29 protein-coding genes and 1 pseudogene are annotated in these 25,709 nt (G+C 70.5%); 7 read left to right on the top strand and 23 right to left on the bottom strand.

The features are described from left to right. Positions 1–36: 36 nt before the first annotated feature. From IF67_RS0117535 to IF67_RS0117465, 15 genes and pseudogenes are all read right to left on the bottom strand, one after another. The gene (locus IF67_RS0117535) at positions 37–477 is read right to left on the bottom strand and encodes a PTS-dependent dihydroxyacetone kinase phosphotransferase subunit DhaM (protein ID WP_051818182.1); all 441 of its coding nucleotides are present in this window, start codon (positions 475–477) and stop codon (positions 37–39) included. After that, entirely contained in the window at positions 474–1,070 is a 597-nt protein-coding gene (gene dhaL, locus IF67_RS0117530; RefSeq protein WP_030986668.1) for a dihydroxyacetone kinase subunit DhaL, read from the bottom strand. Before dhaL ends, IF67_RS0117535 begins: the two co-directional genes overlap by 4 nt. A 112-nt stretch (positions 1,071–1,182) precedes the next feature. Then, entirely contained in the window at positions 1,183–2,175 is a 993-nt protein-coding gene (gene dhaK, locus IF67_RS0117525; protein ID WP_030986667.1) for a dihydroxyacetone kinase subunit DhaK, read from the bottom strand. A 772-nt stretch (positions 2,176–2,947) separates the two neighbouring features. Then, entirely contained in the window at positions 2,948–3,193 is a 246-nt protein-coding gene (locus IF67_RS0117520) for a ferredoxin (RefSeq protein ID WP_234341151.1), read from the bottom strand. Between the two features lie 5 nt (positions 3,194–3,198). Next, positions 3,199–4,428, bottom strand: a complete 1,230-nt coding sequence (locus IF67_RS0117515; protein WP_030986665.1) for a cytochrome P450 — start codon at positions 4,426–4,428, stop codon at positions 3,199–3,201. A gap of 72 nt (positions 4,429–4,500) precedes the next feature. Next, entirely contained in the window at positions 4,501–5,292 is a 792-nt protein-coding gene (locus IF67_RS0117510) for an ABC transporter permease (protein ID WP_030986664.1), read from the bottom strand. Next, positions 5,292–6,296: an ATP-binding cassette domain-containing protein gene (locus IF67_RS0117505; RefSeq protein WP_030986663.1), complete on the bottom strand. Its 1,005-nt coding sequence runs from the start codon at positions 6,294–6,296 to the stop codon at positions 5,292–5,294. The genes IF67_RS0117510 and IF67_RS0117505 overlap by 1 nt, the downstream gene beginning before the upstream one ends. Positions 6,297–6,338: 42 nt before the next feature. Next, positions 6,339–7,229 carry a DUF4097 family beta strand repeat-containing protein gene (locus tag IF67_RS0117500; RefSeq protein ID WP_030986662.1) on the bottom strand — a complete coding sequence of 297 codons (891 nt, stop codon included), beginning with the start codon at positions 7,227–7,229 and terminating at the stop codon, positions 6,339–6,341. Between the two features lie 287 nt (positions 7,230–7,516). Beyond that, entirely contained in the window at positions 7,517–8,047 is a 531-nt protein-coding gene (locus IF67_RS0117495) for a toxin-antitoxin system HicB family antitoxin (RefSeq protein WP_030986661.1), read from the bottom strand. Positions 8,048–8,342: 295 nt separating this feature from the next. Beyond that, positions 8,343–8,885, bottom strand: coding sequence for a DUF1707 SHOCT-like domain-containing protein (locus tag IF67_RS0117490; RefSeq protein WP_030986660.1), 543 nt, complete (start codon positions 8,883–8,885; stop codon positions 8,343–8,345). Between the two features lie 200 nt (positions 8,886–9,085). Continuing rightward, positions 9,086–9,525: pseudogene (locus IF67_RS39275) on the bottom strand (hypothetical protein); the annotation flags it as partial. A gap of 241 nt (positions 9,526–9,766) precedes the next feature. Further along, on the bottom strand, positions 9,767–10,939 hold the full coding sequence (locus IF67_RS0117480) for an FAD-dependent oxidoreductase (RefSeq protein ID WP_030986659.1): 1,173 nt from the start codon (positions 10,937–10,939) through the stop codon (positions 9,767–9,769). Positions 10,940–11,306: 367 nt separating this feature from the next. Beyond that, the gene (locus IF67_RS0117475; RefSeq protein WP_030986657.1) at positions 11,307–11,726 is read right to left on the bottom strand and encodes a hypothetical protein; all 420 of its coding nucleotides are present in this window, start codon (positions 11,724–11,726) and stop codon (positions 11,307–11,309) included. Between the two features lie 284 nt (positions 11,727–12,010). Continuing rightward, the gene (locus IF67_RS0117470) at positions 12,011–12,895 is read right to left on the bottom strand and encodes an alpha/beta fold hydrolase (protein WP_037839488.1); all 885 of its coding nucleotides are present in this window, start codon (positions 12,893–12,895) and stop codon (positions 12,011–12,013) included. After that, a complete protein-coding gene (locus tag IF67_RS0117465; RefSeq protein WP_030986652.1) occupies positions 12,895–13,479 on the bottom strand; it encodes a TetR/AcrR family transcriptional regulator in 585 nt (194 codons plus the stop codon). The genes IF67_RS0117470 and IF67_RS0117465 overlap by 1 nt, the downstream gene beginning before the upstream one ends. 473 nt (positions 13,480–13,952) lie before the next feature. Here IF67_RS0117465 and IF67_RS0117460 point away from each other — a divergent pair, with 473 nt between their 5' ends. Beyond that, positions 13,953–14,201, top strand: a complete 249-nt coding sequence (locus IF67_RS0117460; protein WP_030986651.1) for an alpha/beta fold hydrolase — start codon at positions 13,953–13,955, stop codon at positions 14,199–14,201. Positions 14,202–14,291: 90 nt separating this feature from the next. After that, positions 14,292–15,116, top strand: coding sequence for an SDR family oxidoreductase (locus IF67_RS0117455; protein ID WP_030986649.1), 825 nt, complete (start codon positions 14,292–14,294; stop codon positions 15,114–15,116). A gap of 112 nt (positions 15,117–15,228) precedes the next feature. Here the strand turns inward: IF67_RS0117455 and katG are convergent, their stop codons facing one another. From katG to IF67_RS46280, 3 genes are all read right to left on the bottom strand, one after another. Further along, positions 15,229–17,457, bottom strand: coding sequence for a catalase/peroxidase HPI (gene katG / locus IF67_RS0117450; protein WP_030986647.1), 2,229 nt, complete (start codon positions 17,455–17,457; stop codon positions 15,229–15,231). 33 nt (positions 17,458–17,490) lie between these two features. Beyond that, on the bottom strand, positions 17,491–17,631 hold the full coding sequence (locus IF67_RS46285; protein ID WP_420708675.1) for a hypothetical protein: 141 nt from the start codon (positions 17,629–17,631) through the stop codon (positions 17,491–17,493). Between the two features lie 115 nt (positions 17,632–17,746). Next, positions 17,747–18,016, bottom strand: coding sequence for a hypothetical protein (locus IF67_RS46280; RefSeq protein ID WP_420708674.1), 270 nt, complete (start codon positions 18,014–18,016; stop codon positions 17,747–17,749). 134 nt (positions 18,017–18,150) lie between these two features. Here IF67_RS46280 and IF67_RS0117435 point away from each other — a divergent pair, with 134 nt between their 5' ends. The 3 genes from IF67_RS0117435 to IF67_RS44265 all read left to right on the top strand — a co-directional run bounded on the left by IF67_RS0117435 (position 18,151) and on the right by IF67_RS44265 (position 20,828). Continuing rightward, positions 18,151–18,567 (top strand): Fur family transcriptional regulator, encoded by a 417-nt coding sequence (locus IF67_RS0117435; RefSeq protein ID WP_030986644.1) that lies wholly within the window; start codon positions 18,151–18,153, stop codon positions 18,565–18,567. Between the two features lie 462 nt (positions 18,568–19,029). After that, complete coding sequence (locus tag IF67_RS0117430; protein WP_234341150.1) at positions 19,030–20,187, top strand: hypothetical protein; 1,158 nt, start codon at positions 19,030–19,032, stop codon at positions 20,185–20,187. A gap of 482 nt (positions 20,188–20,669) precedes the next feature. Next, positions 20,670–20,828, top strand: coding sequence for a DUF7196 family protein (locus IF67_RS44265; protein ID WP_199812740.1), 159 nt, complete (start codon positions 20,670–20,672; stop codon positions 20,826–20,828). A 46-nt stretch (positions 20,829–20,874) separates the two neighbouring features. On the opposite strand, the gene IF67_RS0117415 is transcribed toward IF67_RS44265, so the two are convergent. From IF67_RS0117415 to IF67_RS39265, 3 genes are all read right to left on the bottom strand, one after another. Next, complete coding sequence (locus IF67_RS0117415; RefSeq protein ID WP_030986639.1) at positions 20,875–21,318, bottom strand: GNAT family N-acetyltransferase; 444 nt, start codon at positions 21,316–21,318, stop codon at positions 20,875–20,877. 200 nt (positions 21,319–21,518) lie between these two features. Then, on the bottom strand, positions 21,519–21,731 hold the full coding sequence (locus tag IF67_RS0117410; RefSeq protein WP_030986638.1) for a LexA family protein: 213 nt from the start codon (positions 21,729–21,731) through the stop codon (positions 21,519–21,521). Next, a complete protein-coding gene (locus IF67_RS39265; protein ID WP_030986635.1) occupies positions 21,728–21,979 on the bottom strand; it encodes a hypothetical protein in 252 nt (83 codons plus the stop codon). The genes IF67_RS0117410 and IF67_RS39265 overlap by 4 nt, the downstream gene beginning before the upstream one ends. A 147-nt stretch (positions 21,980–22,126) precedes the next feature. Between IF67_RS39265 and IF67_RS0117400 the strand changes: the two genes are divergently transcribed. Further along, positions 22,127–23,359, top strand: coding sequence for a GDSL-type esterase/lipase family protein (locus tag IF67_RS0117400; RefSeq protein WP_030986633.1), 1,233 nt, complete (start codon positions 22,127–22,129; stop codon positions 23,357–23,359). Positions 23,360–23,475: 116 nt separating this feature from the next. Further along, the gene (locus tag IF67_RS44260) at positions 23,476–23,631 is read left to right on the top strand and encodes a hypothetical protein (RefSeq protein ID WP_199812739.1); all 156 of its coding nucleotides are present in this window, start codon (positions 23,476–23,478) and stop codon (positions 23,629–23,631) included. A gap of 127 nt (positions 23,632–23,758) precedes the next feature. On the opposite strand, the gene IF67_RS0117390 is transcribed toward IF67_RS44260, so the two are convergent. Both IF67_RS0117390 and IF67_RS0117385 read right to left on the bottom strand, forming a co-directional pair. Then, on the bottom strand, positions 23,759–25,030 hold the full coding sequence (locus IF67_RS0117390) for an adenosylhomocysteinase (RefSeq protein WP_030986632.1): 1,272 nt from the start codon (positions 25,028–25,030) through the stop codon (positions 23,759–23,761). Positions 25,031–25,128: 98 nt separating this feature from the next. Continuing rightward, positions 25,129–25,665 (bottom strand): phosphoribosyltransferase family protein, encoded by a 537-nt coding sequence (locus tag IF67_RS0117385; RefSeq protein ID WP_030986631.1) that lies wholly within the window; start codon positions 25,663–25,665, stop codon positions 25,129–25,131. Positions 25,666–25,709: the final 44 nt, after the last annotated feature.

Here is a 25,709-nt window from a genome sequence, read left to right as displayed (position 1 = left end):
CGGGGCGGGAAGCCGGCGGCCTCTCGCACGCCGTCCTCACTCCTTGCGGTAGCCGTGCGCCTCCCCGGCCGCGGCCGCGACCGCGTCCAGATCCGCCCCGGTCGCCGCGGTGAGCACGGCGGCCACCGCGCCCTCCACCAAGGGGGCGTCCACCAGCCGTGCGCCCTCGGGGAGTTCATCGCCCTCGGCGATCAGGGCCTTGACGGTCAGTACGGCGCTGCCCAGGTCGACCAGGACCGCCACGCCCGCCCCACGGTCCACCGTCCGTGCCGCCTTGGTGATCAGCTCCGCACTCGTCCCCAGCCCGCCGTCCGGCGTACCGCCCGCGGCGGCCACCGGCACCGTGTCGCCGCTTCCGGCCAGCCCGATCGCCAGCGCCGCCACGGATTCCGCGACCGGCCCGCTGTGCGACACCAGGACCACTCCGACCGGCGAACCCTCGCCGTCGGCCGCGCCGTCCGTCGTCCGCGCGCTCACTTCGCCACCTCCGCGAGCGCCGCGAACAGCAGCGCCGACGATGTCGCCCCCGGGTCCTGATGCCCGATGCTGCGCTCCCCGAGATAACTCGCCCGGCCCTTCCTGGCCTGCATCGGTACGGTCGCCACCGCGCCCTGCTCGGCCGCCTCGGCCGCCGCGTCGAAGGAGGTCGCCAGCGCCTCGACCCCCGGCACCAGCGCATCGAGCATCGTCTTGTCACCCGGCGCCGAGCCGCCGAGCTGTCCCACCGCCTCCACCCCGGCAGCCAGCCCCGACCGCAGCTCCTGCGCCGACACCTGCGGCGCCTCGCCCAGCGCCTTGCCGGCGCGCCGCAGCATCGTCCCGTACAGCGGTCCGGACGCCCCGCCCACAGTGGAGATCAACTGCCGTCCGGCGGCGGTCAGCACCGCACCGGGCGTGGCCGGCGGTTCCGCCTCCACCATCTTGACCACGGCCGTGAAGCCGCGCTGCATGTTCCTTCCGTGGTCGGCGTCACCGATGGGCGAGTCCAGCTCGGTGAGCCGGTCGGCCTCCCGGTCGATGACGGCGGCGGCCGCCGTCATCCAGCGTACGAAGAACGCGGCATCCAGCACCGTTTCGGACACGGAATACTCTCCTTGGTTGTTCGGGCACTGAGCAGGAAAGCGGGACGGGGGCGGCTACGGGGAGCCGCTACGGGTCCGGCCAGGGAGACGGAAGCTGTTGTCACCGCCCCCAGCGGAGCCCGGCTGTCTGCACCGGCGCGTCCCACAGTCGCAGCAGTTCCCCGTCGACCTGGCACAGCGTCACCGAGCAGCCCGCCATGTCCAGCGACGTCACATAGTTCCCGACGAGCGTGCGGGCCACCGCCACGCCCCGCTCGTCGAGCACCCGGCGGACCTCCGCATTGAATCCGTACAGCTCCAGCAGCGGGGTCGCCCCCATGCCGTTGACCAGTACCAGTACCGGCAGCCTCGGATCCAGGTCCTCCAGAATCGCGTTCACCGTGAAGTCCGCGATCTCGCGCGAGGTCATCATCGCGCGACGCTCCCGCCCCGGCTCGCCGTGAATCCCGACCCCCAACTCCAGCTCCCCGGCCGGGAGATCGAATGTCGGGCTGCCCTTCGCCGGGGTCGTGCAGGCACTCAGCGCCACACCGAAGCTGCGCGACGACTCCACGACCTGCCGGGCCAGCGCCTCCACCCGCTCCAGCGGCATGCCCTCCTCGGCCGCGGCACCGGCGATCTTCTCCACGAAGAGCGTCGCCCCGGTGCCGCGCCGCCCCGCCGTGAACGTCGAGTCGGTCACCGCGACATCGTCATTGACGAGCACGCTGGCCACCTGCACGCCTTCGTCCTCCGCCAGCTCCGCCGCCATCTGGAAGTTGAGCACGTCCCCCGTGTAGTTCTTCACGATGAACAACACGCCGTGGCCACTGTCGACGGCCGCGGCGGCACGCACCATCTGATCGGGCACCGGCGAGGTGAAGACCTCGCCCGGACATGCGGCATCCAGCATCCCGGGCCCGACGAACCCCCCGTGCAGCGGCTCGTGCCCGCTGCCGCCCCCGGACAACAGCGCCACCTTCCCCTCCACCGGCGCATCCCGTCGCACGATCACCCGGTTCTCGGCATCCACCACCAATTCGGGGTGCGCCGCGGCCATCCCGCGCAGCGCGTCGGTGACCACACTCTCGGCGACGTTGATCAGCATCTTCATGGGTACCTCCTGGGGAGCTCGGCAGTCGGGCCTCCGACCTGTGTATTCCCAGGCCGGAGTGGGTGTGGCCCTTTTTTGATCTTGGCGGTCTCTGGCGGTCGGGGGCCGGCGGGGCTGATGCTGACCTCATACCGACTTTGCTGATGGGTTGTCAGGTACGTTCGACGGCGCCTCGGACGTGCCTGGACCCGGTGGTTCCAGTATCGGACCGTGAGTGCACCGGCGGCATCGTTACGCACTGTTGTTGCCCTGCTCCGTGTGGTGTTCTCCTTGGAGTCGCGACGGGTGGACCGTGCCGACGGCCATGCCCCCTGGATGTGCACCTGCTGCTCTCCGGCCGCTCCGCTCCGTAGCGCAAGGTCCACCGGCTCGGCTGCTCGCGGACCACCCTGACGTGCCTTCGCTGCTTCCCACATCCGGTGTCGGGTAAAACCCCTCGGTGGATCATCGTCCTGCCCGCGCCGATATCGCGCTGCGCCGTCGTCGGTGGGTGCGAGCCGCCGAGGCTGTAGCGGGTGATGTTGCGGCGAAGCAGGTCGTGGGCGGAGGCGGGGGTGTGGCGGAGCCGCGCAGGGCGAGCCTTGGCGAGGACGACGACGGAGCGGCCTTCGGGGGGCTCGTGGTGAGGGAGGAGAACCGGGCGGCATCCGCGAGCTGGAGTTCGTCCATACCCGGGAGGATCAACACGAGGGCCGTAGAGATGAGTCCGCACACGCGAGAGCCCCCCACCGGTGCGCGGTGCGGGGTTCTCGGTCCGGGAGTGCCACGGTCGCTACGCGTCCGTGGAATCCGGGGAGTTGAGGGCGAGGGCTCCGGCGGGGCAGAGGCCGACGGCCATCCGGGCGGCGGCCCGGTGCTCGGGGGCCGGTGCGGGGTGGCGGAGCACCACCAGGCCTTCTTCGTCGTCCTGGTCGAAGACCTCGGGGGCCGTCAGGGCGCACATTCCGGCGCCGGCGCAGCGGTCACGGTCGACGCTGAGACGCAGCGGTTCCTCGGGGCTGTCCATGGGGCCGTTCATGGGGGCTACTCCTTGTCCCAGGTGACGGGCAGGCTGACCACGCCGTAGATGTTGGAACGGTCGCGGAGCGGCACCTCCTGTGGCGGCACCGCGAGGCGCAGGGTGGGGAAGCGGGCGAAGAGCGCCGGGAACGCGACGGTCATCTCGACGCGGGCGAGCTGCTGGCCCAGGCACTGGTGGGCGCCGTGGCCGAAGGCCAGGTGTCCGGTGGCCTTGCGGTGGATGTCGAGCCGGTCGGGGCCGGGGAACTTGTGCGGGTCGCGGTTGGTGGCCTGCACGGAAACGGTCACCGTCTCGCCCGCCCTGATGAGCCGGCCCTCCACCTCGACGTCCTCGAGCGCCGAGCGCAGCAGCGGGTCGGCCACGCTGAGGTAGCGCAGCAGCTCCTCCACGGTCTGTCCGGCGAGGCCCGGGTCGGCGCGCAGGGCGTCCAGCTGGTCGGGATTGCTGAGCAGGGCGAAGGTGCCGAGGCCGATCATGTTCGCGGTGGTGTCGAGTCCGGCGGCGAGCAGCATCCCGCCGATTCCGGCCAGCTCCTCGTCGGTGAGGTCGGAGGTGGTCAGATCGCTGAGCAGGTCGTCGGTGGGCTCGGCGCGCTTGGCGAGGACGAGTTCGCCCAGGAACTGGAACAGTGCCGTATAGGCCTCGCCCTTACTCTCCGCATCCGCCGTCTGGTCGAAGAGGGTCGCCACCTGACTCTGGAAGCGCTCCCGGTCGGCGTAGGGCACGCCGAGCAGCTCACATATCATGAGCGCGGGCACGGGCTGCGCAAAAGCCGTCACTAAGTCGACCTTGGGCCCGGCCTGCTCCATGGCGTCCAGGCACTCGGTGGTGAAGTGCTCGACGCGCTCGGTGAGTTGGCGCATGCGGCGGACGGTGAACTTACCGGTGAGCAGGCGCCGGTAGCGGGTGTGCTCGGGGGCGTCGAGGCCGATGATGTCGCCGACCGGCGCCGGCGGGATCTCCCCCGGCACGCCCGCTATCGGCTCCGGCAGATGCAGGAGTTCGTAGCGTGAGCTGAAGCGCGGGTCGGCCAGGATCGCGCGGGCGGCGGCGTGTCCGGTGACCAGCCGGCCCAGGTGTCCGTCGGCGTAGCGCATGCGGCGCAGCGGCTTGTCGCTCAGGGCGGTGAGTTCGGCGGGCGGGTCGAAGGGGCAGCCGGTGCGCCGGTCGGTGGGCAGAGTGGCCGGCTCATCGGCAGTGGTGGTGCCGGCGGCCGTCGGGTCGTACGACATGGAGTCCTCCTGCGGTCGTGGGGTGAGGTGTAGCTGGTGCACATCGGTGAAGTGGTGTGAGAAGAGCGGCGGTTACCGCTTGGCGCCGGCCTTGAAGGTGCGGCGCGCCCACACATAGCCGGCCAGGGCGAGTGCCACGCACCAGGCGAGGCCGATGGCCGCGCTGGATCCGATCTCGGTGCCGAGCCACAGACCGCGCAGGGTCTCGATGATCGGGGTGAAGGGCTGGTACTCGGCGAACCAGCGCAGGCCGGTGGGCATGGACTCGGTCGGCACGATGGCGCTGCCGACGAACGGCAGGAACGTCAGCGGCATCGGGATGTTGCTGGCGGTCTCCACGTTCTTGGCGACCAGGCCGATGCCCGCGGAGAGCCAGGTGAGCGCGAGCGTGAGCAGGGTGAGCAGGCCGATGGCGGCGACCCACTCCAAGGGCGTTGCGCTGGGGCGGAAGCCCATCAGGAGGGCGATGCCGATGACGAGCGTGATGCTGGTCATCGTCTGGATCACGCTGCCGACGACATGGCCGGTCAGGAACGAGGCCCGGGAGATCGGCATCGTACGGAAGCGGTTGACGATGCCCTCGGTCTTGTCGACGCACACGCTGATGGCGGTGGTCAGGGCGCCGGAGGTGGCGGCCATCAGGATGATGCCGGGCGCCAGGTAGTCGATGTACTCGCCGCTGCCGGTGGGCAGGCCGCTGATGCCGCTGCCCAGGGCGCTGCCGAACACGTAGTTGAACAGCAGCAGCATCACCACGGGCATCGCGACGACGGTGACCGTCAGGGACGGGTAGCGCAGCGCCTTCTTGAGGTTGCGCCGCAGCATCGTCCTGGAGTCTTTGGCGGCGTAGGACATGGTGGCCATCAGGCGTTCTCCTCGGTCGGTGCGACGGTGTCGGCGGGGCGGGGCCGGCCGGTGAGGGTCAGGAAGACGTCGTCGAGGTCGGGGGTGTGCACGGTGAGCGACTCGGCCCGGACGCCGGTGGACTCCAGGGTGTCGAGGACGGCCCGCAGGCTGGGGAGGGAGCCGTCGCCGGGGATCTGCAAGGTGAGGGCGTCCTCGTCGCGCGTGGCGCTCGGGAAGATGCCCGCGGCGGTGTCCAGACCCTGGGCGTCGGCGAACCGCACCCGGATGTGGCCGCCGGGGATGCGCTGCTTCAGCTCGTCGGCGGTGCCCTCGGCGATCAGCCTGCCGTGGTCCAACACGGCGATGCGGTCGGCGAGTTTGTCGGCCTCGTCGAGGTACTGGGTGGTCAGGAAGATGGTCACACCGTCGTCGGCGACGAGGTCCCGGATGATCTCCCACATGGTCCGCCGGCTGCGCGGGTCGAGTCCCGTGGTGGGCTCGTCGAGGAAGATGATCCGCGGATCGCCGACCAGGGTCATCGCCAGGTCCAGCTTGCGCCGCATACCGCCGGAGAAGGTGACGGCGGTCTTGCCCGCCACCTCGGACAGGTCGAAGCGGCGCAGCAGCTCCTTGGCCCGCCGCTTGCCCTCGCGGCGGTCGAGGTGGTGCAGATCCGCCATGAGGAGCAGGTTCTCCTCGGCGGTCAGCAGATTGTCGACGGCCGAGAACTGGCCGGTGACGCCGATCGCGGAGCGCACCGCGTCGGCGTCCCGGGTCAGATGGCGGCCCGCGACCCAGGCCTCGCCCGCGTCGGCGCCGATGAGCGTGGAAAGGATCTCCACCGTGGTGGTCTTGCCGGCGCCGTTCGGCCCGAGCAGGGCGAAGACGGTGCCTTCGGCGATGCTCAGGTCGATGCCGTCGAGCACGAGCTTGTCGCCGTAGGACTTGCGCAGTCCGGTGGCGGTGATCGCCGATGCCGAGGTGTTCGCGGCGGTCGGCGCGGATGTCCGGGTGACAGTCATGCCGCTTTCCTTTCGCGGGTGGAGAGTTGGTGGCAGGCCGGGTCAGGCGCGGCGGATGATGATGTCGCCGACCGCGGTCCGCGCGTGCACCTCGACGGTCTCGTCGGATTCCTGGGGCCCGGTGGCGGAGCCGAGCGAGTTGCGTACCGTGCCGAACTTGGGGTTCAGGTCGAGCCAGGCGGCGGTGCCCTCGTGGATGCCCACTTCGAGGTCGCCGAGGGAGGTGCGCAGGTCGATACGGCCGCGGCTGACGTCGCCGACGCGGATGCCGCTTGCGGAGGAGGCGGCATCGACCCCGGCGTGGGCGACGCCGATCTCGATCCGGCCGTTGGCGGACTTGGCGTCGACGCTGCTGTGCGCGATGCCGATGGAGATGTCGCCGTTGGCCGCGTTGGTCTTCAGACCGCCGGTGACCTCGCCGATCTCGGTCGCGCCGTTGCTGTTCTTGACGGTCGCCGTGCCGTCGACCGTGCCGACCTCGACCCGGCCCGAGCCGATGACTTCGGTGTCACCGGTCGAGCGGGCCAGGCGGATGTCGCCGGTGCCGGTCTTGAGGTGGGCGCCCGCGACCTCGTCGACCTGGAGGTCGCCGAGCCCGGTCTTGAGCGTGACTTTCCCGAGGCGGCCTTCGCAGTGGAAGCTGCCCATGCCCGTGGTGCCCTGGACCTCGGATCCGGCGGGCAGTTCGATGCTCACCTCGATGGCGCCCGGCTTGCCCCACAGGGACCGCTTCTTGGGTGTCTTGACCGTGAGGCGGCCGCCCGAGCAGCTGACCTGGGTCTGCTGTACGGCGCGTACGTCGTTGTCGTCGGAACCGTTGCGCGGCAGCACCTCGACGACCGTGTCGGTGCGCTTGCCGGCGGAGATGCGGGCGGTGCCGGCTTCCAACTCAAGGGTGGCGACGATCGGTTCCGGGGTCTCGAAAGTAGGCATGGTTGTTCCGTCCTCTTGGCTTGGGTGGTTGATCCCGCGGGTGAGGCGGGTGATGCGGGACGTCGGCGGGATCGGCGATCCGCCGGTGAAAGTGGGGTTGGGCCCAGGGCCTGTCTTCAAAGTCCCGTCGTTCGCCCGTAGGGCGGGCCTCGCGGCGTCTGGTGCGTGCGATCGCAAGGCGGAGGGTCGTCCCGGTACCGGGTGTACCGGGATGATCCCGACAACGCCGCGAGCGGGCGTGCCGGACGCCGCGAGGCAGACGGGACTTTGAAGACAGGCCCTAGGGCCTAGCGGACCCAGCCGGTGAAGCCCCGGCCGCCCGAGTCCTTGCCGCGGCCCGGCGGGCTTGCGTGCCGCCCGCCGTCGAGGGCCGTGGACACGGCCCGCACCAGCCAGGCGTTGACCGACAGGCCCTCCGCTGCCGCGGCGCTCTCGGCGCGGGCCTTGAGGTGGGCGGGGAGGCGGAAGTTGATCCGCGCCATGGTGCCGTCGTCGGCGTCCGCGGGCGGCGGTGGCGGCGCGGGCGCGGCAGGGGCCGCGACCGGCTCCTGCGTGTCCTGGAACGGCTCGGATGCGGGCGGCGGCGTCACCACGAACTCGGGGTCGAGTCCGCGCAGTCGCACGTCGACCGAGCCGGGCGCCAGCTCCCGGGTGACCTCGCCCATGGCGGCGGACAGTGCGTTGAGGAGGGTGAGGCGGGTGGCGGATTCCAGGGGGGCGGTGAGCCGCTCCGCGAGGGCGCGGGCGTCGTCGCCGCCGGCGTCCGCGGCGACGGCGAGTTCTTGCCGGAGGTTGTCGACGTAGGGCGTGAGGTCCATGACGCCATCATGGCACATGAGTGGTGCCATGGCGAGCCAGAATGGCTCCTTTTTGGCGCACAGGGCTCTGATCTGGGATTTCTTCTCGCAATGGCGTGTCGTGGCACCGTGCTGGCGACCGGGCGGCCGGTGATGGTGCCGCGATGACGCCATGGTGGCACCATCGCAGGGGATGGATCTGGCGTCACCGAGCCGCGGCCTGAAATCAGTCCCACGGACCCGTGCGGTCACAGCACCAACAGTCGAGCGGGCAGGAAGAAATGCCGGACAGGTGGTCCTGCTGCCGGAGGGAACCTCAACGCCGCGCGTGGCGGATCTTCAACCGTCCGAACCCCATGGATCCAGAGATCAGGATCCTCGGCCCTCCGGGGCTGGAGCGCCGCCGGGGCTTGTAGAGCGTGTCCTTCCACCCGGTGCGCAGAGCGTCGAGGTCGACGATCGCGTCGCGAGGAACCGTGATCTTTGCCCTGCCGCTGCCGAGTTGCAACTCGATGTCGACAACCGGATGCTCGATGACCGCCCGGGACAGGTCCAGGTGCACCCTTCCGAATGCGGACGCAACCTTGAGGGTCCGAGGCACCCGCCATGCGCCGCGCCGCTTGATCCGTCCGCCCGCGGCGGCGATCGTGGACGTGGTGCCCGCTTTCTCCTCCGGGAGCGAGGCCAGAGCCGACACGAGCTCGCTGTGCGTCTCGGCGGTGAGCACTTGATGGAGGCGTTCGTCCAAGTCCTCGTGCGAGATGTGCCCTTCGGTGTACGCCTGCTGTAGGCGCTGCACGGCCGTGTCGCGGTCGTCTTCGCTGATCACTGGCGGCTGGTCTTCCGGCAGAGCGGTCACCTTCTCACTCTACTGCCGTGCCGACGAGGCGAACACGCCAAGGCCCGTAGCGGGCCGGGGATTTGATGGTGGCTGACCACTCGTCGGCGGTGGCATGGGCGTCCGCGGCGGCGGTACCTCCGGTGATCCGGCCACGGGTATGCGCCGGCCCCGGGTCGGCTGTGCACGCGGCAAAGACGCATGGAGCGTCGGGGCGGGCGTCAGGCCATCCAGAAGAAGACCGCCGTCATCCGCTTCTCCAGCAGGGTGGTGCCCCAGTAACGGGTCGCCGTGTGGATCAGGTTGGCGGAGTGGAGCAGCAGGCGGTTGGCGCGGTGCGGGATGCGGACGTCCTCGATGAAGGAGTCCGGCGTGACGAAGCGGGTGCCGAGGGCGTCGACCAGGTTGTTGTGCGGAGGAGCCACCTGGTTGCCGCCGAGGGTGCCGCCCGGCAGGCTCTGCCGGCAGAAGCTGGTTCCGCAATCCTTGGGAACCAGGGGTTGGGGTAGAGCACAGCCGCGTACCGGCAGAGGTTCCGGGAATCGGTGTGCGGGCGGGGCTCACACTCGCCCTCGCCGACGACCTGGACGCAGTTGTGGTGGAAGGTACCGCCGCCCGCGGGGCGTTCGGCCCAGAACTTCGGAGCGCCGGTCGCCCTTCGTCAAGGGTTCCTCATCCCGTGGTTGACCCTCCGCGCGGCGGTGGTGTGACTGACCTGGAAACCTTCCGCTGCCCGGTGAAGTGTCCGGACCAGGCGCGACAAGAGGGTTGCTCGCCTTGCCCCCAAGATGGCCTGGGAACCCCACAACCCGACCGCAACACACACCAGCTCAGTGCAGACCACCGCGCGAGGGGGAACACAGCCGGGCCGGGGGCATGGCAACGTGACCTGGCTGTCCAGCTCAGTCCGCGTTGCCGGAGACGGCGTTCATATCGAGGCCCCAGTCCAGTTGGAGGGCCAGGGTGTCGTCGCCGGGACGCTGAGGCGACGGTGCCCGGCCGGTGCGCGGAGGGGTGCGGGTGCCGCGGGAGATCTCTCCGCTGGCGGTGATGTTGTGCTCCACGCGTGGGCGACGGCATGCCTCGTAGAGTGAGAGGGCGCTGTCCACATCGGGCGTGTCCCGCAGGGACTTGGCGAGGATGACGGCGTCCTCCAAGGCCATCGAGGCCCCTTGCCCCGTCGCCGGTGAAGCCGCGTGCGCTGCGTCACCGACGATCAGCGTGCGCCCGGAGCGCCAGGGGGTTCCGAGCGGGATCTCGGTGGCGTTGGTGGCCATGATGCCGTCGGTGGAGGCCGCGACGATGCCCGCAGCGGGGGTGGCGTCGTGGCGCAGCAACTCGACGAGCTGCTCCCGCCAACGGGAGGGCGCGGGGTGTGCGAGTTCATCGGCGGGGATGGCTTGACCGGCGACGCGGGCGAACCAGTACGCCTCCCCGTCCGGCGAGACCGCACAGCCGAAGGCAGCGGTGCTGCCCCGCACCATGGTGATGTGCCCCATCTCCTCCGCCACCGGGGCGCTGCGCGTGTAGCCGTAGAAGACGCTCTGCCCTGCGTAGACGGGCTCTGCGCCGGGGGCGATCGACCGCCGGATGATCGAGTTCAGGCCGTCTGCGCCGACGAGCAGATCACCGGTTGCGACGCTGCCGTCGGCAAAGCGCGCGGTCACCTCGTCCGGGCCGTTCTCCACGGACACCAGTCGCGCCCCGTGCGACAGCCCGATTCCCCGGCGGATGACCTCGGCCTGCAAGGCAGCGCTCAACTCGCCACGGCGCAGGCACCGGTACCGCAGGAGCGCGTCATCGGCCTCCCCCAAGGGGACATGGGCCACCTCACCACCCTGGTCGTCGAGAACACGCATCGAGCGCAGCGGAAAACCGAGCGCGGTGACCGCATCCGAGGCGTCGAGCTGCGCCAGCGCGCGCATTCCGTTGCTCGCCAAGGTCAGGAACGCCCCGATGTCCCCGGCCGTGTCGGGATGCGCCTCGTGCACGGCGACGTCGAATCCTGCCTTGTGCAGGGCCAGCGCGGTCGCCGCACCGGCGATCCCGCCGCCGATGACCAGTATCCGTGTCACATGCCACTCCGCTCTTCTGTCAGGTCCCCTCGGGCGTCCAGGCCAATGATGTACCCGGTCGCCCCGGTGTTTGAGGATTCAGGCGGCGATGCTCACTTCTGGTCTCCTGCCACCGTGAGTCTCTCCGGCCCGCTGACGACTTGGGCGCGCGGACGGTCGCGGATGACGGACAGTTCGCGGCGGCGGAGCGGAACGTCGGCGTGGTTCGGGTGTGGTGGCTGTCCGCGGCGAAGAGGGGATGCGCGGTCAGCATCCCGGCGGCACCGCCGAACGGGCGGTCTCCGGTTCGTAGTTGCCCGGCGACCAGCCCTGCGGCAGAGGCGCCGGACCTGGTCCTGACCTGCCGTGTGGCGATGTGCCCGCCGTGCTAGCGGACGGTAGGGGGCGGGGATGAACACATCGAGAGCCGGAGCGGGTTCCTCTGTGCACCAAGCGGATGGGGCGCCGGTGAGGGTCCGGCCGCATGTCCCGGCCGTGGAGCCGGCGGCGCGGGGTCGTCGCCGTGCTCGGCCAGCCACTGAACCAGTGCATGACGCTCGAACTGAGCCCGGATGAGCCGGTAGGTGACGTCGCGGCGGGCCCTGGAGGCCTGCCGGGCACGATCGGTCGCCCACATCAGTACCCGTGCGGCGGTTTCGTGGTCGAGCTCCCCGGTCGACCACCACTTCTCCCATGCCCGCTCAGCCGAACCCTTCGCCTCGGGGGCGCCGAGCCGCGACACGGCCTCGTCCCGGCGCTCCTCCAGATAGCGACCGATGAGCTTTCGGGCCAATGCCTCGTCTGCCATGGCCACCTCCGTCGGTCGCCCGTGCGTCAGCCTCCACCGGCACGCATGCCAAGCCACGGGTCAACCGGCCCGGGGCGTCGACCGGACCATCCGTGACCGTCCGTGACGACCCGGAACGCCCGTGACGACTCGGAACGCCCCGCAGAGCCCGTGAGTAGAGGCCTTTCCTCCCATGGTCGCACTCGGTGAGGGAGGACGTTCGCACCAGGAAGCCACGCTCGGGCGCGGGCTGCGTACGGAGAGTGAGTGGGGCCGAGGGCGGCCACCCCCTCTGCCTGGCCGGGTTACACCGCGCGGCCATCGTCCTCCGGTTCACTCGACGACCCGGACGAAAGTTCCCGGTCCCGGTCGAGCACCCTGAGCAGCTGTTCGGCGAACTCCCGGGGATATTCGGTGCATCCGACGTGGCCACCGGGGAATTCGACGGCCGGACGGCCCAGTAGTGCTGCCAGCCGGGTGGCCGGTCCGTACAGCGGCTCCTGGGTACGGGAATCGCGCCCCACCGCGAGGACCAGTTGGTGGGCGGCGGCGCGCAGCGCCGGGAGGTCCGGGGTGGTCGCGGTGAACGGGCACAGTATGTGCTCCAGGAAGACCGGGAGGTTGGCGTGCATGCGGGCCGCCATCTCCTGGATTTCGGGCGGCAGTTCCGTCGCCGGCTCCGCGGGCCGGCCGCCGAGACCCTCGCTGAACCGGGCCATTGCGGGACCCGCGCCGTGCATACGGAACGTCTCGCGCACCTCGGCGAAGAGAGCACGGTGCGGGGCGGGATCGTCCAGGAGCTCCACCAGCGGCGGCTCGTGCGCGACCACCCGGCGCAGTTGCCCGGGATGCCGGGCCAGCAGGTCGAGGGCGACGACGGCGCCCGAGCTGCTGCCCAGGACGCAGGCATCCCCGTCCGGTGCCAGCGCGGAGAGCAGCCGGTGGGCGTCGTTGCTCCACACCTCCACCCGCTGGTCGGCCAGTGGTTCTTCGAGGGAGCTGCGGGAGAGTCCGCGTGGATCGTAGGAGACCACGGTGTACCGGGAGGCCAGGTCCGGCGCCATGCCCTCGTACACACCGGCGTCGGCGGCGCCGCCCGGTATCAGCAGCAGTACGGGGCCGCTGCCGCGCTTCTCGTAGCGCAGGGTGGCTCCGGGAACCGTGAGGGTGCCGGTCGTGGGTGGGGGCATCACTTGCTCCGATCGGGTCGGGCGGGCCAGTTCTCCAGGAGCACATGGAGCGCCTCGAGCGAGCGCGTCCAGGACTCCTGCACGTCTCGGGGGTGTCCGAAGCCGCCGCTGAGTTCCAGGTGGATGTAGCCGTGAAAGGTGCTGCGCAGCATCCGTGCCGCGTCGGTGAGGTCCGGCTCGGTGAGGCCGTAGGCGCGCAGCATGCCGTAGGTCAGCTCGACGCTGCGGCGGAGTCCCGCGGAGTCGGCGACCTCCTCGGGGGAGAACCCCATCTGGCTCACCGCGTAGCGGCCGGGGTGGTCCAGCGCGTACCGCCGGTAGGTGTCGGCGAAGGCGATGAGCGCGTCCTTGCCCGCCCGCCCCGCCACGGCGGAGCCGATGCGGTCGGTCATCTCGACGGAAGCCAGCAGGGCGATGCGTACGCGCAGGTCCCGCAGGTTCTTCACATGTGAGTAGAGGCTCGCGTCCCTGACGCCCAAGCGCCTCGCCAGAGCGGACACCGTGAGCCCGTCGGGCCCGGCCTCGTCCGCCAACTCCGCGGCCGCCTCCGTCACTTTGGCCGCAGTAAGGCCCGCGCGCACCATCTGGCACCTCCGTACACGTCAGCCCAGGCTTACGATCTATAACCTAGAACCTCTAGGCATTAAACTAGCATAGTTAGGAAGTTGAGTCAGGAAGTTTCCCGGCCCGGCTTGAGGCGCGCAGGGCTACGGGGAAATCGCCGGTCGCGGCGTGGCCGGCACCTGCCGAGAAGAGGAGATCCTGTGTTTCACGCACCGCACCTCCACGCACCGCACCTCCGCGTTTCCGGGCCGGCCGGGGACCTCGCCGTGGCGGACCACGGTGGTGACGGCCCGGACGTCGTGCTCTGTCACGGTGCGAACCGCACCCTGCTCGACTGGGAGCGCCTGCGGCCGCATCTGACCGGTATGCGGCTGGTCTCCTATGACCTGTTCCCTCCAGCCACTGGAGGACGGCCGCTACCGGCGCAAGCCCGCCGCATCGGCACAAGCGGCGCTGATGGAGCCGCTGGAGGGCTGGGACACCTTCACCCGCCGTGCGCGAGGCGGCCTGTCCCACGCTCCTCGTGCTGGGTGGGCGGACACCGCTGCTGGACCGGCTGCCCGCGCCCTTCCGGGAGCTGAACGAGGCACTGGTGGCCGGAGTGCGGAACGGGCTCGAAGCGCTACGGGAAGACGGTCCGCCGGGTCTGCGCATCGCCCGGGTGCGGGAGGCCGGGCACATGCTGCACCTCCAGGCACCGGAAGAAGTCGGCCGCCTCGTACGGGACTTCCTCCTGCCATGAGCCCGGTCGGCGAGCCGGTACGCCGGCCTTGCCGTGCGGAAGCCGGGACAACCGGTGACCGGGGGAGCGGGTGTCCTACCGTGGGGCGCCATGAAGGTGCTGATCATCGGCGGCAGCGGGTTCCTGGGGACGGAACTCGTGCGCCAGGCGAAGGCCGCGGGCTGGGAGACGGCCGCGACCTACTGTTCCCGGCCCGGCAGCCTTCCCGGAGCCGCGTGGCACCGGCTCGACCTTCGCGCCCCCGGGCAGGTCGACGAGGTACTGGCCGCGGTCGCCCCCGCTGCCGTCATCAACGCCACGAGCGGAGGGAGCGACTGGGCGGTCACCGCCGACGGCTCGATCCGCGTGGCGATGGCCGCGGCGCAACGCGGTTGCCGCCTGGTCCACGTCTCCAGCGACGCGGTGTTCTCCGGCTCCCGGGTGCACTACGACGAGATGTGCCTGCCCGACCCGGTCACCCCGTATGGCGCGGCAAAGGCCACCGCCGAGACCGCTGTGCGGCTGCTTGCGCCGACCGCTGCGGTCGCCCGCACCTCGTTGATCATCGGGCACGGCGGATCCGGGCACGAGCGCATGGTCCACGCCCTGGCTGCCGACCCACACGACGGCGTCCTGTTCACCGACGACATCCGCTGCCCGGTGCATGTCGAAGATCTGGCCTCCGCGCTGCGGGAGCTCGCGGTGTCCGACCGTGCCGGGATGTTCCACGTCGCCGGAGCGGACGCCCTCAGCCGTCACGAACTCGGCGTTCTCATCGCCCGGCGCGACGGGATCGACGGCACCCGGCTGCCGGCCGGGCGCCGGGCCGACACCCTCATCCCCGGGGCCCTCGACGTCCGCCTCGACAGCAGCGTCACACAGGGGCGCGTCCGCACCCGGCTGCGTGGAGCCCGGGAGTTCCTCCGAGCCCGGTAGGGCGGAAGGCGAGCCCGGCAGTCCGAAGGACCGGTGCCGCGCTACCGCGCCACCGGCCCTTCGGACGGAGAACGTCCAGGCCGGCCGGTACGGGCCGGCCCGGACGTCATGATCAGACGAGGTCGAACCGGTCCAGGTTCATCACCTTGTGCCACGCCGCGACGAAGTCGTTCACGAACTTCTCCTTCGCGTCGTCGCTCGCGTAGACCTCCGCGACCGCGCGCAGCTCGGAGTTCGAGCCGAAGACGAGGTCGGCACGGGTGCCGGTCCACTTGACCTCGCCCGTGGCGGCGTCCTGCCCCTCGAAGGTGTGGGCGTCCTCGGAGGTCGCCTTCCACGTCGTGCCCAGGTCGAGCAGGTTGACGAAGAAGTCGTTGGTCAGAGTTCCGGGGGTGGTGGTGAAGACGCCGAGCGACGACTGCTGGTGGTTGGCGCCCAGCACACGCAGGCCGCCGACCAGGGCCGTCATCTCGGGGGCGCTCAGGGTGAGCAGGTTCGCCCGGTCGAGGAGCAGGTACTCGGCCGGCAGGCGGTTGCCCTTGCCGAGGTAGTTACGGAACCCGTCCGCGGCCGGCTCCAGCGCCTCGAAGGACTCGGCCTCGGTGTGCTCCTCGGTCGCGTCGACCCGGCCCGGGGTGAAGGGCACCTGGACCTCGACGCCCGCGTCCTTCGCGGCCTTCTCCACGGCCGCCACGCCGCCGAGGACGATGAGATCGGCCAGGGAGACCTTCTTGGCACCGGAGGCGGCGTGGAACTCCTGCCGCACACCCTCCAGCGAGCGCAGCACGAGGGCCAGCTGGTCGGGGTCGTTGGCCTCCCAGCCGCGCTGCGGCTCGAGGCGGATGCGGGCACCGTTGGCACCGCCGCGCTTGTCGCTGCCACGGAAGGTCGAGGCCGACGCCCATGCGGTGCTGACGAGCTGGGACACGGTCAGGCCGGAGTCGAGCAGCTCGGCCTTCAGCGCCGCGATGTCGGAGGCGTCGATGGTCTCGCCCTCGGCCTCGGGCAGCGGGTCCTGCCACAGCAGGGTCTCCTCCGGGACCTCCGCGCCCAGGTACAGCGACTTCGGACCCATGTCGCGGTGGGTCAGCTTGTACCAGGCGCGGGCGAAGGCGTCCGCGAACTCCTGCGGGTTCTCGTGGAAGCGGCGGGAGATCGGCTCGTAGACCGGGTCGAAGCGCAGCGCCAGGTCGGTGGTGAGCATCGACGGGGCGATCTTCTTCGAGGAATCGTGGGCGTGCGGCACCGTGCCCTCGCCCGCGCCGTCCTTCGGCTTCCACTGGTGGGCGCCGGCCGGGCTCTCGGTGAGTTCCCACTCGTAGCCGAAGAGGTTGTCGAAGAAGCCGTTGCTCCACTGGGTGGGTGTGGTGGTCCAGGTCACCTCCAGACCGGAGGTGATGGCGTCGGCGCCCTTGCCGGTTCCGTAGGTGCTCTTCCAGCCGAGGCCCTGCTCCTCGAACGTGGCGGCCTCGGGGTCGGGGCCGACGTGGTCGGCGGGGCCCGCGCCGTGGGTCTTGCCGAAGGTGTGGCCGCCGGCGATCAGGGCGACGGTCTCCTCGTCGTTCATCGCCATGCGGCGGAACGTCTCACGGATGTCGCGGGCCGCGGCGATGGGGTCCGGGGTGCCGTTCGGGCCCTCCGGATTGACGTAGATCAGGCCCATCTGGACCGCGCCGAGGGGGTTCTCCAGCTCGCGGTCGCCGGTGTAGCGCCGGTCGTCGAGCCAGGTGGTCTCGGGGCCCCAGTAGACGTCCTCCTCCGGCTCCCAGACGTCCTCGCGGCCGCCGGCGAAACCGAAGGTCTCGAAGCCCATGGACTCCAGAGCGACGTTGCCCGTCAGGACCAGCAGGTCCGCCCAGGAAAGGCTCTGGCCGTACTTCTTCTTGACCGGCCACAGCAGACGGCGGGCCTTGTCGAGGTTGGCGTTGTCCGGCCAGCTGTTCAGCGGAGCGAAGCGCTGCTGGCCCGCACCGGCGCCGCCGCGGCCGTCGCTGATGCGGTACGTGCCCGCGCTGTGCCACGCCATCCGGATCATGAACGGGCCGTAGTGACCGAAGTCGGCCGGCCACCAGTCCTGCGAGGTCGTCAGCACCTCGGCGATGTCCCGTTTCACTGCCGGGAGGTCAAGGCTCTTGAACGCCTCGGCGTAGTCGAACTTTTCGCCCAACGGATTCGCCACGGCGGGGTTCTTGGCGAGGATTTTCACATTGAGCCGTTGCGGCCACCACTGACGGTTGCCGCCCCCCTGGGTCGGGTGGAGGGCGCGACCGTGCGCGACCGGGCAGCCCCCCGCCTCCTCGGGCTTGGGGTCTGTGACGATTGCGTCGTGGTTGTCAGTCATGGCAATCCTTCCGAACTGTGCGGAACTCGGTGCTCAAAAATTGCGGCCGGTGGAACAGTCGGGGCACAGGCCCCAGTGGAAGACCTCGGCCTCGTGGATCGAGAAGCCGTGGGTGTCGGACAGGGTCAGGAACAGGTGCCACGCCGACCGCGCAGTCGACGTCAGCGACGACACCGCACGACCGGCACATATGGGTGGTGGTCGTCGCCGGCGCGTCTGCCGGACCGGGCCGGACTGCGGACCGGTCCGATGCGGGACACATCGCGCCGTGGTGCGCGAGCGGAGGACCTCATGCGCGGATTACATGGCTCGAAGGGAAATGCGGCCTGCCCGATCGCGCATCCCGGAGGCGACCTCTTGGCGTCGGGGCGGTTTCCGCCCGGCCGCCGGCGTCGCACGCGGGGTCGATGCGCTCACGGGTGAGGTGGGCAGGCTGCGCCGGCAGGACCTGGTCCTGGACCGGCGCCGGGCTGCTGACGCCCGCCTGCTCGCCGGTCTGGTGGTCCGCGACCAGGGCACCGGATTCGGTGGTGAGCGGACCCGTCTCCTGTACGGTCACGGGTTTTCCCTGCTGTTGTCCTGTCCCTTGGCTGTCGCCGGAACCGATCCTACGATGGACTAAATCCAAGTCAATACACCAACCAGATCCGTACAGATCCATCCGTCGGACGACGCACAGTGAGGCTGGTGGGCATGAGCGACCTGCGGGACCGGCTGCGCCGACGTGGCTGGCGGATGACCGCCCAGCGCCGGGTGGTCGCCGAGGTACTCGACGGCGACCACGTCCACCTCACCGCGGACGAGGTGCTCGCGCGCGCCACCGCCCGGCTGCCGGAGATCTCTCGCGCGACCGTCTACAACACCCTCGGCGAACTCGTCTCGCTCGGCGAGGTGAGCGAGGTGGCCACCGACGGCCGCGCCAAGCGCTACGACCCGAACGCCCACCGTCCTCACCAGCACCTGGTCTGCTCCGACTGCGGCACTGTGCGCGACGTCCACCCCGGCGGCGACCCACTGGCCGATCTGCCCGCCTCCGAGCGGTTCGGCTTCACCATCTCCGAGGTGGAGATGACCTACCGGGGCCGGTGCCCCGACTGCGCCCGCACCTGAACCGGCCCACGCGGCCCGGCCACGGCGCCCACCTCGTGGCGCTCCTGGGTGCGGCGGCCTTCGCGCTTGCTCTCCCGGCAGCGCCGGCGGCCCGCGCGGACGGGTAGCTCTGCTGTGCGCGATGGCCATGGGGAAGGGCGGTCAGGCGGCCGACGGTCGTGCGCGCCGGGGTGAACCTGGGCACAACGCCAGGGACCCGCACGGGAGTTCATGCGGCCTGACAACGCGCGCTCTGCCGTACGGGGGAATCCGGGAAGCCGGTATGGCCCGGAGCCACCGCCGTGGCTCTAATAGTCGTACCGATTGTGGGGTGCCCATCCTCTGTCGGGGAGTCGAGCAGCGATCTTTTGACGGATCGTTGTTGCGCTTTATGGGCACCCCGGCAGGTGGATTCGCGAGCTGCGCCGTAGGTGCGGCCGCTGTGGCAGCCCCCTTCCCGATTCTCCTCAAAGGGGCTTCTCCATGGCAGTAATCATCGTTCCCACCACGGTCGCGGCGTGCCAGCCATTCATCGTCAGCGTCACCGGCGCTCCCGGTACGGCCACGCAAGCTGTCTTCACCTATGACGGCGCACCCGCACAGACGTTGCCCGTGGTCGCCGGTGCGGCCGGGCCGGCCACGTTCACGGCCGTCGGGTCCGGAGCCCAGACGGTTTCCGTGGTGTACCTCGATGCCACAAGCGCCGCAGTGGGCTCTGAGAACGGCACGGTGACCGTCACCCCTGCGCCGGCCGGAACGCTGACCACGACGCTGATCACCCCGATCGGGGGGCTCACGACGGCCACCACCATCATCACCTGTAGCGGTGGCCTCCTGTCCATCAACGGAACACTGACCTACACCCTCCCCGGCGGGGTCACGGTCACCGCGACCGTGATCAACGGCGTGGTGGTGCCGACCAGCCTGGGCGTGGCACTGACAGCAGGCCAGACCGTGGGCGTCAGCTTCACTGCGGCCGAGGGGTCCTGCCCCGCCTGCACGCTGGCACCCATCACCGTCATCGTGCCGCCCGTGCTCACCTGCTCGGTGGCGATCCAGCCGGTGGCCGGGCCGGTGGTCGTCGGTCGGCCGACGTCCGTGACCGCCGTGGTGACCTGCAACGGCTTGCCGGTCGCGGGTGCCTCGGTCACCTTCACCGGTGGTGCGGCTCCGGTGACGGTCACCACCAACGCGGCCGGTATCGCGGCCGGTTCGCTGACCTTCAACACTGCCGGGCCTGCCACGGTGGCCGCCACGGTCACCGCGCCGGCCGGTACTGCGTGTGCGTGCACCGGCGTCGTCTCGGCCCCCGTCATCATCACTGTGGGCGGACAGACGGGCCCCACGTTGCAGGCGTCGCCCGCCTGCTGGCGGGTCAACCTGCCCTTCCCGGTGCCGCACCTGTTCACGGCGACGTTGAAGGCCACCCTCACGCCGGCGCAAGCGGGTGTCACGGTCACCTTCTTCGTCTCGGGCCTGCCGGTGGGCACGGCGGTGACCAACGCCAGTGGAGTCGCCACCCTCAATGCCGGCCTGTCCCTGCTCCAGATCAGCGCCGGCAGCTACACGGCGGTCGCCACCGTCGGCGGCGCCACGATCCAGGCGACCGGCACCCTGGCGCCCTGCTTCCCACCGGTGTGACCGGTCGGCGCCCGGTCGGCCGGGGCGGCCGGTCGGACGTATCCCGGATCATCCGGGTGCCCGCCGAGCCCGCGCCACCCCGTATTGAACCCCGTCGGAGAGTGGATGGTTTTCCATGAGCCTTGCCGCGTTCCTTCTTGCCCTCGGAGTCACGTGCCGCGTCACCCGTTTCCTCACCAAGGACACGCTGGCGGCGGGGTTCCGATCATGGATCGGCGCTCACTTCGGTGACGACTCCAGAGCCGCATATCTGGTCAGCTGCGGATGGTGCACGAGCATCTGGGTCGCCATGCCCACAGCCTTGTACGCCTCCTGCTGCGGAGGCTCTCCGTGGTTCCAGGTGCCGGCGACCGCTCTGACGCTCTCCTACCTGGCGGGAGTCGCTTCACGGTGGCTGGACTGACCACCAGCGCCTTCCTGCCTGTCCGTTGAGCGGCGCCTCCCGGAGCGCCGCAGAACCACAACGCGAAAGGACCACAGCCATGCCATGCAATTGCGGCGGGGGAGTCCCTCAGGCCATCGTCGGCTACCAATTGACCCTGCCCGACGGCACCATGCGTCACTACGTCACCTACCAAGAGGCCGAGGCCGCGAACCAACGAGCAGGCGGCACCGGAACGATCACCATCCTCACCCAGTGAGGCCTGCACGGCCGTAAACGCTCCCCATGAACGCCCGTCGCCCTCTTCACGTTCCGAGGGCGCCCGCGCCCGGCAGCCGCACCATGTAGATGTCGATCGGGCCCTGAACCTCCACAGTGAACCCGTGGCGCTCGTACAGCTGCCGGGCGGCGCTGCCCTGGAGGACGTTCAGGCGGACGGGCAGGCCGTCGGCATCGGTCCGGTCCAGCAGCGTGCGCAGGACGGCCGAACCGAGCCCCCGGCCCTGGACTCCTGGGGCGAGATAGAAATGCTCCAGCCACTGCCCGTCCTCGGCCGGCCGCAAGGTGACGCAGCCCGCGAAGGCGCCACCGGCCAAGATGACCGAGGTGTGCCGCGGGGAGAAGGAGTCCCGCAGCCGCTGCCGGACCCGATGCTCGTCGAACCGGCCCAACCGCTCCAGGTCCGGGCGCATCACCATGGCCCGCAGCTCCGCAATAGCCTCGACGTCCGCCGGCTCCGCGGGGCGCATGGACCATTCCACGGGCCGGTCCGACTTGAAGCCGGGCACCACTTGGCCCGCCTGTATCCCGTCCGCCTTCGTCTTCGCATCCACGGCCGGATTATGCCTGCCGCTGCGCATCGGCCTTGGTGGCCGTATCCGCAGGGGGAGCTGTGCGGTACGGGCGCGGGGCCATGCCGCGGGATCAGCCGGACGCGGCCCCGTCTCGTCTATCGCCGTATCTGGTACGAGCGGCTGCGGTGCGGGGTGTGGCTGACGATCCCGTGGCGCTCCAGAGCTCGCAGGTGGTAGGCGACCGTCGAGCCGGACAGTCCGACCGCGCCCGCGATCTCCCGTATCGACGGCGGATACCCGGCGCCGTCGGTCAGCTCGCGCAGCACCCGCGCGATCCGCTCCTGGGTGTCGGTCACGTAGGCGGTCACCGTCGGGCCTCTTCAGATGCTTGCTCCGGCTCCCAGGTCTGCTGCTTGAGCGCCATCCGGGCAGCCGGGGCCCGGCCGGGAATGGTCGCCCAGTACGGGTGTGTAGCGATCCGTACGGAGAGCCGCTGAAGCGTGCGGCGCAGGACCGTGGTCTGGGAAGGGTTCTCCTCCTGGGCGAGCTGCCGGTACGCGGTGTACCAGTCGCGCTGGGCCCGCAGGAGGTCGTCGGGGAAGGCGTAAGGCGTCACTCCCAGATTGCATCACATGTTCGAATTAGGGCGCAGCACACGGAAGGGTGAACCTCGCCCCCGCCGCTGAGGGTGCCGACGGTGCACAGGTGACCGGGGGCGGAAAATCATTGGGCAGGCCCTGCATCCGGCCCGCAGAATGCCACCATGAATGACTGGCTCGACGACGCCCCCGGTGACCCCGCGACGGCCTCGGCGGCCCAGGTGGCCGACTGGATCACCACCCCCCTCACCGCCGGCCTCCTGCGCGGCGCCCTGGATCTGGAGCACACCGAACACGGGGTGCTGCCGCACCGGCTGCCCGCCCGTGCCCGTGCCCAGTGCACCGACTGGCTGCTGGCGATGGCGGAGGCCCAGGCCTCCGGCGTACGGCTGGTGTTCCGCACACGGGCCACCGCCATCGAGCTGGACGCACTCCGCACCAAGAACGCGTACCAGGGTGCTCCGCCCCGCCCCGATGGCCTGTACGACCTGCTCGTCGACGGCCGGCCGGCGGGGCAGGCCAGCGTGACCGGCGGGAACGTCCTGATGGTGGACCTGACCACCGGATCCGCGGAATCCCGGCCCGGCCCGGCCGGCACCCTCCGGTTCACCGGGCTCCCGGACCGCGTCAAGGACGTCGAGATCTGGCTGCCGCACAACGAGATCACCCAGCTCGTCGCCCTGCGCACCGACGCCCCCGTCGAGCCCCTGCCCGATGCGGGCCACAAGAAGTGGCTGCACCACGGCAGTTCGATCAGTCACGGCTCCGACGCCGCGAGCCCCAGCACCACGTGGCCCGCGCTGGCCGCCTCCCTGGGCGGCGTGGAACTGACCAACCTGGGGCTGAGTGGCAGCGCCCTGCTCGACCCGTTCATCGCCCGCGCCCTGCGCGACACCCCCGCGGACCTGATCAGCGTCAAGATCGGCATCAACCTCGTCAACGCCGACCTGATGCGCCTGCGCGCGTTCGGCCCCGCGGTGCACGGCTTCCTCGACACCATCCGTGAGGGACACCCCAGCACTCCGCTCCTGGTCGTCTCACCCCTCCTGTGCCCGATCCACGAGGACACACCCGGCCCCAGCGCCCCGGACTTCAGCAACCTCAGCGCGGGAAAGCTCCAGTTCAGGGCCGCGGGCGATCCCGCGGAACGGGCCGGCGGGAAGCTGACCCTCAACGTCATCCGGGATGAACTGGCCCGCCTCGTGAAGCAGCGGGCAGCCGACGACCCGAACCTGCACTACCTCGACGGCCGCGACCTCTACGGCGAGGCGGACTTCGCCGAACTGCCGCTGCCCGACCAGCTCCACGCGGACGCCGCCACGCACCGACGCATCGGCGAACGCTTCGCCGCCCTGGCCTTCGGCTCCGGCGGCCCGTTCACCGCCAAGCGTGCCTGACACGCCAGGTCGGGCCGCTGTCAGCCGCTCCGGAGCCGTCCTCGCAGCCCAGGCCGTCGAACGACCTGGGCGTTAGGCTCGGTTTGTATGCACTTGTACCGACTGCGGAGGCGGTCATGAGGCAGAACGACGAGTACCCGACTCCGTCGCAGGCCGAGGGCGAGAGGCTGGAGGAGGACAGGGACCCGGCCGAGCAGCGACACCCCGCGACGGTCCGCACCCAGCCGTCCCAGGCGGAAGGCGAGCGCAGGGCGGAGGACGACGAAGGCTGATCCGGGCCGCAGCGGCAGCCGACCTGCCGATCCGCTGCCCGGACGCGGCAGCCGACCAGCCGGCTGCCGCGACCCGCTGGTGCTGCCCCCTCGTGCCGCCGCGGCCCGTGTCGTAGGGCGGGCCCCCTCAGGCGCTGCCCTGATCCCAGGAGTGCAGGTACGCGAACTGCTCTTCGCTCAGGGTGTCGATGTCGACGCCCAGCGTCTGGAGTTTCAGGTGTGCCACCTCGTTGTCGATGTCCGCGGGCAGGGTGTGGACGCGGCGGTCCAGGTCCGCGGCGTTCTTGAGGAGGTACTCACAGCCCAGGACCTGGTTGGTGAAGGACATGTCCATCAACGTCGCCGGGTTGCCCTCGGCCGCGGCGAGATTCACCACCTCCCCGGCGGAGAGCAGGTTGATCCGCCGGCCGTCGGCGAGCGTGTACTGGTCGATGCCGGGACGGGGTTGGGTGTGCTTGAGCGCCGCGGCGCGCAGTGCCGGCACATCGATCTCCACGTCGAAGTGGCCGGAGTTGCATACGAGGGCGCCGTCCGGCATGCGGGCGAAGTGCTCCGCCCCGAGCACGTTCTTGTTGCTGGTGACCGTGATGAAGATGTCGCCCAGTTCCGCGGCGCGGTCCATCTCCATGACCCGGTACCCGTCCATGACGGCCTCCAGGGCCCGGACGTGGTCCACCTCGGTCACCAGGACATCGGCGCCCATACCGCGGGCCCGTGCCGCGACGCCCTTTCCGCACATCCCGTAACCGGCCACGACCACCCGTGAGCCGGCGACCAAGGTGTTCGTCAGCCGCAGAATGGCGTCCATGGTGCTCTGTCCGGTGCCGTAGCGGTTGTCGAACAGATGCTTGGTGCGTGCCTCGTTGACCGCGACGACGGGGTACCGCAGCAGCCCGTCGGCCTCCAGGCTGCGAATGCGCTGGATGCCGGCCGTGGTCTCCTCCAGACCCGCGATGACGTCGGACGCGGCATCGCTGCGCGCGCCGTGCAGCAGACCGGTCAGATCCGCGCCGTCGTCGATGACGAGGTGCGGGCGGGCGTCCAGGACATGGTGGCAGTGTGTGGAGTAGGTCTCGCGGTCCTCGCCCTGGATTCCGTAGACGTACACGCCCTGCCGGGCTGCGTAGGCGGCTACCGCGTCGTTCGTCGTCCGGACGTTGGAGGCGCACAGGAAGACCTCGGCGCCGCCGGCCCGGAGGGTCAGAGCGAGGTTGGCGGTCTCGGTGGTGATGTGCACGGCGATGGCGATGCGCTTGCCCTGGAAGGGCTTCTCGACGGCGTAACGCTCGCGTATCCGCGCCAGGATGGGCATCGATTGGGCCGACCAGTCGCACAGTCCTTCGCCATGGCCGGCGAGGCCGATGTCTGCGACCTCGCTTGCATGGAGGGTGGGCGTCATCGTGCAACTCCTAGGTGTTCGTATGGGGTACGGGTGAGGATCCGGGGGGAAGGCGTACGGAAGCGAGCAGTGAGCAGCTAGCAGCGAGCGGGGCGGCGTTAATCCGTGTAGACGGGCAGATGCAGCAGCGACTCGACGTCCGGCCTGCGCTCCCCTTCGGTGGCCACGGTCAGCACCTGCTGCACCGTCCCGCCGGCCGCGGCGACGAGTTCGTGGAGCGCCTTGAGGGTGCCGCCGCTGCTGATGACCTCGTCGACGACGGCGACCCGGCGGCCCTCGATGAGCGCCGCGTCGTCCTCACCGAGGAAGAGTTCCTGCTGTCCCGGGGTTCCGATGCTCTGTACCGGGACGCGGAGCGGCTTGACCATGTTGGGGCGCAGCTTCTTGCGGGCGATCACGTAGGGACGCCCGGAGTGCTCGGCGAGTTCGTGGGCGAGCAGGATGCCCCCGGTCTCGGGGCCCACGATGACATCGACGTCGGCCGGCATCCGCTCGGCCAGTGCGCGTGCGCAGGCGACGGTGAGTTCCACGTCGCCGTACAGCTTGAGGAAGGCGATCCGGGCATCGTCCGCCACCCGTACGATCGGCAGCTCGCGGCGGACGTCGCCGATGGTGATGGTGTGAGTGAGCGTCATGAGCAACGGTCCTTGATCTTCGTCGGTCGGGGACGATCGGTCGG

Source organism: Streptomyces sp. NRRL S-1813, assembly GCF_000719605.1.
GTDB classification, from domain to species: Bacteria; Actinomycetota; Actinomycetes; order Streptomycetales; family Streptomycetaceae; genus Streptomyces; species Streptomyces decoyicus.
Note: the sequence above shows the minus strand (reverse complement) of the source record. Positions and strands in the feature narration are given on the sequence as shown.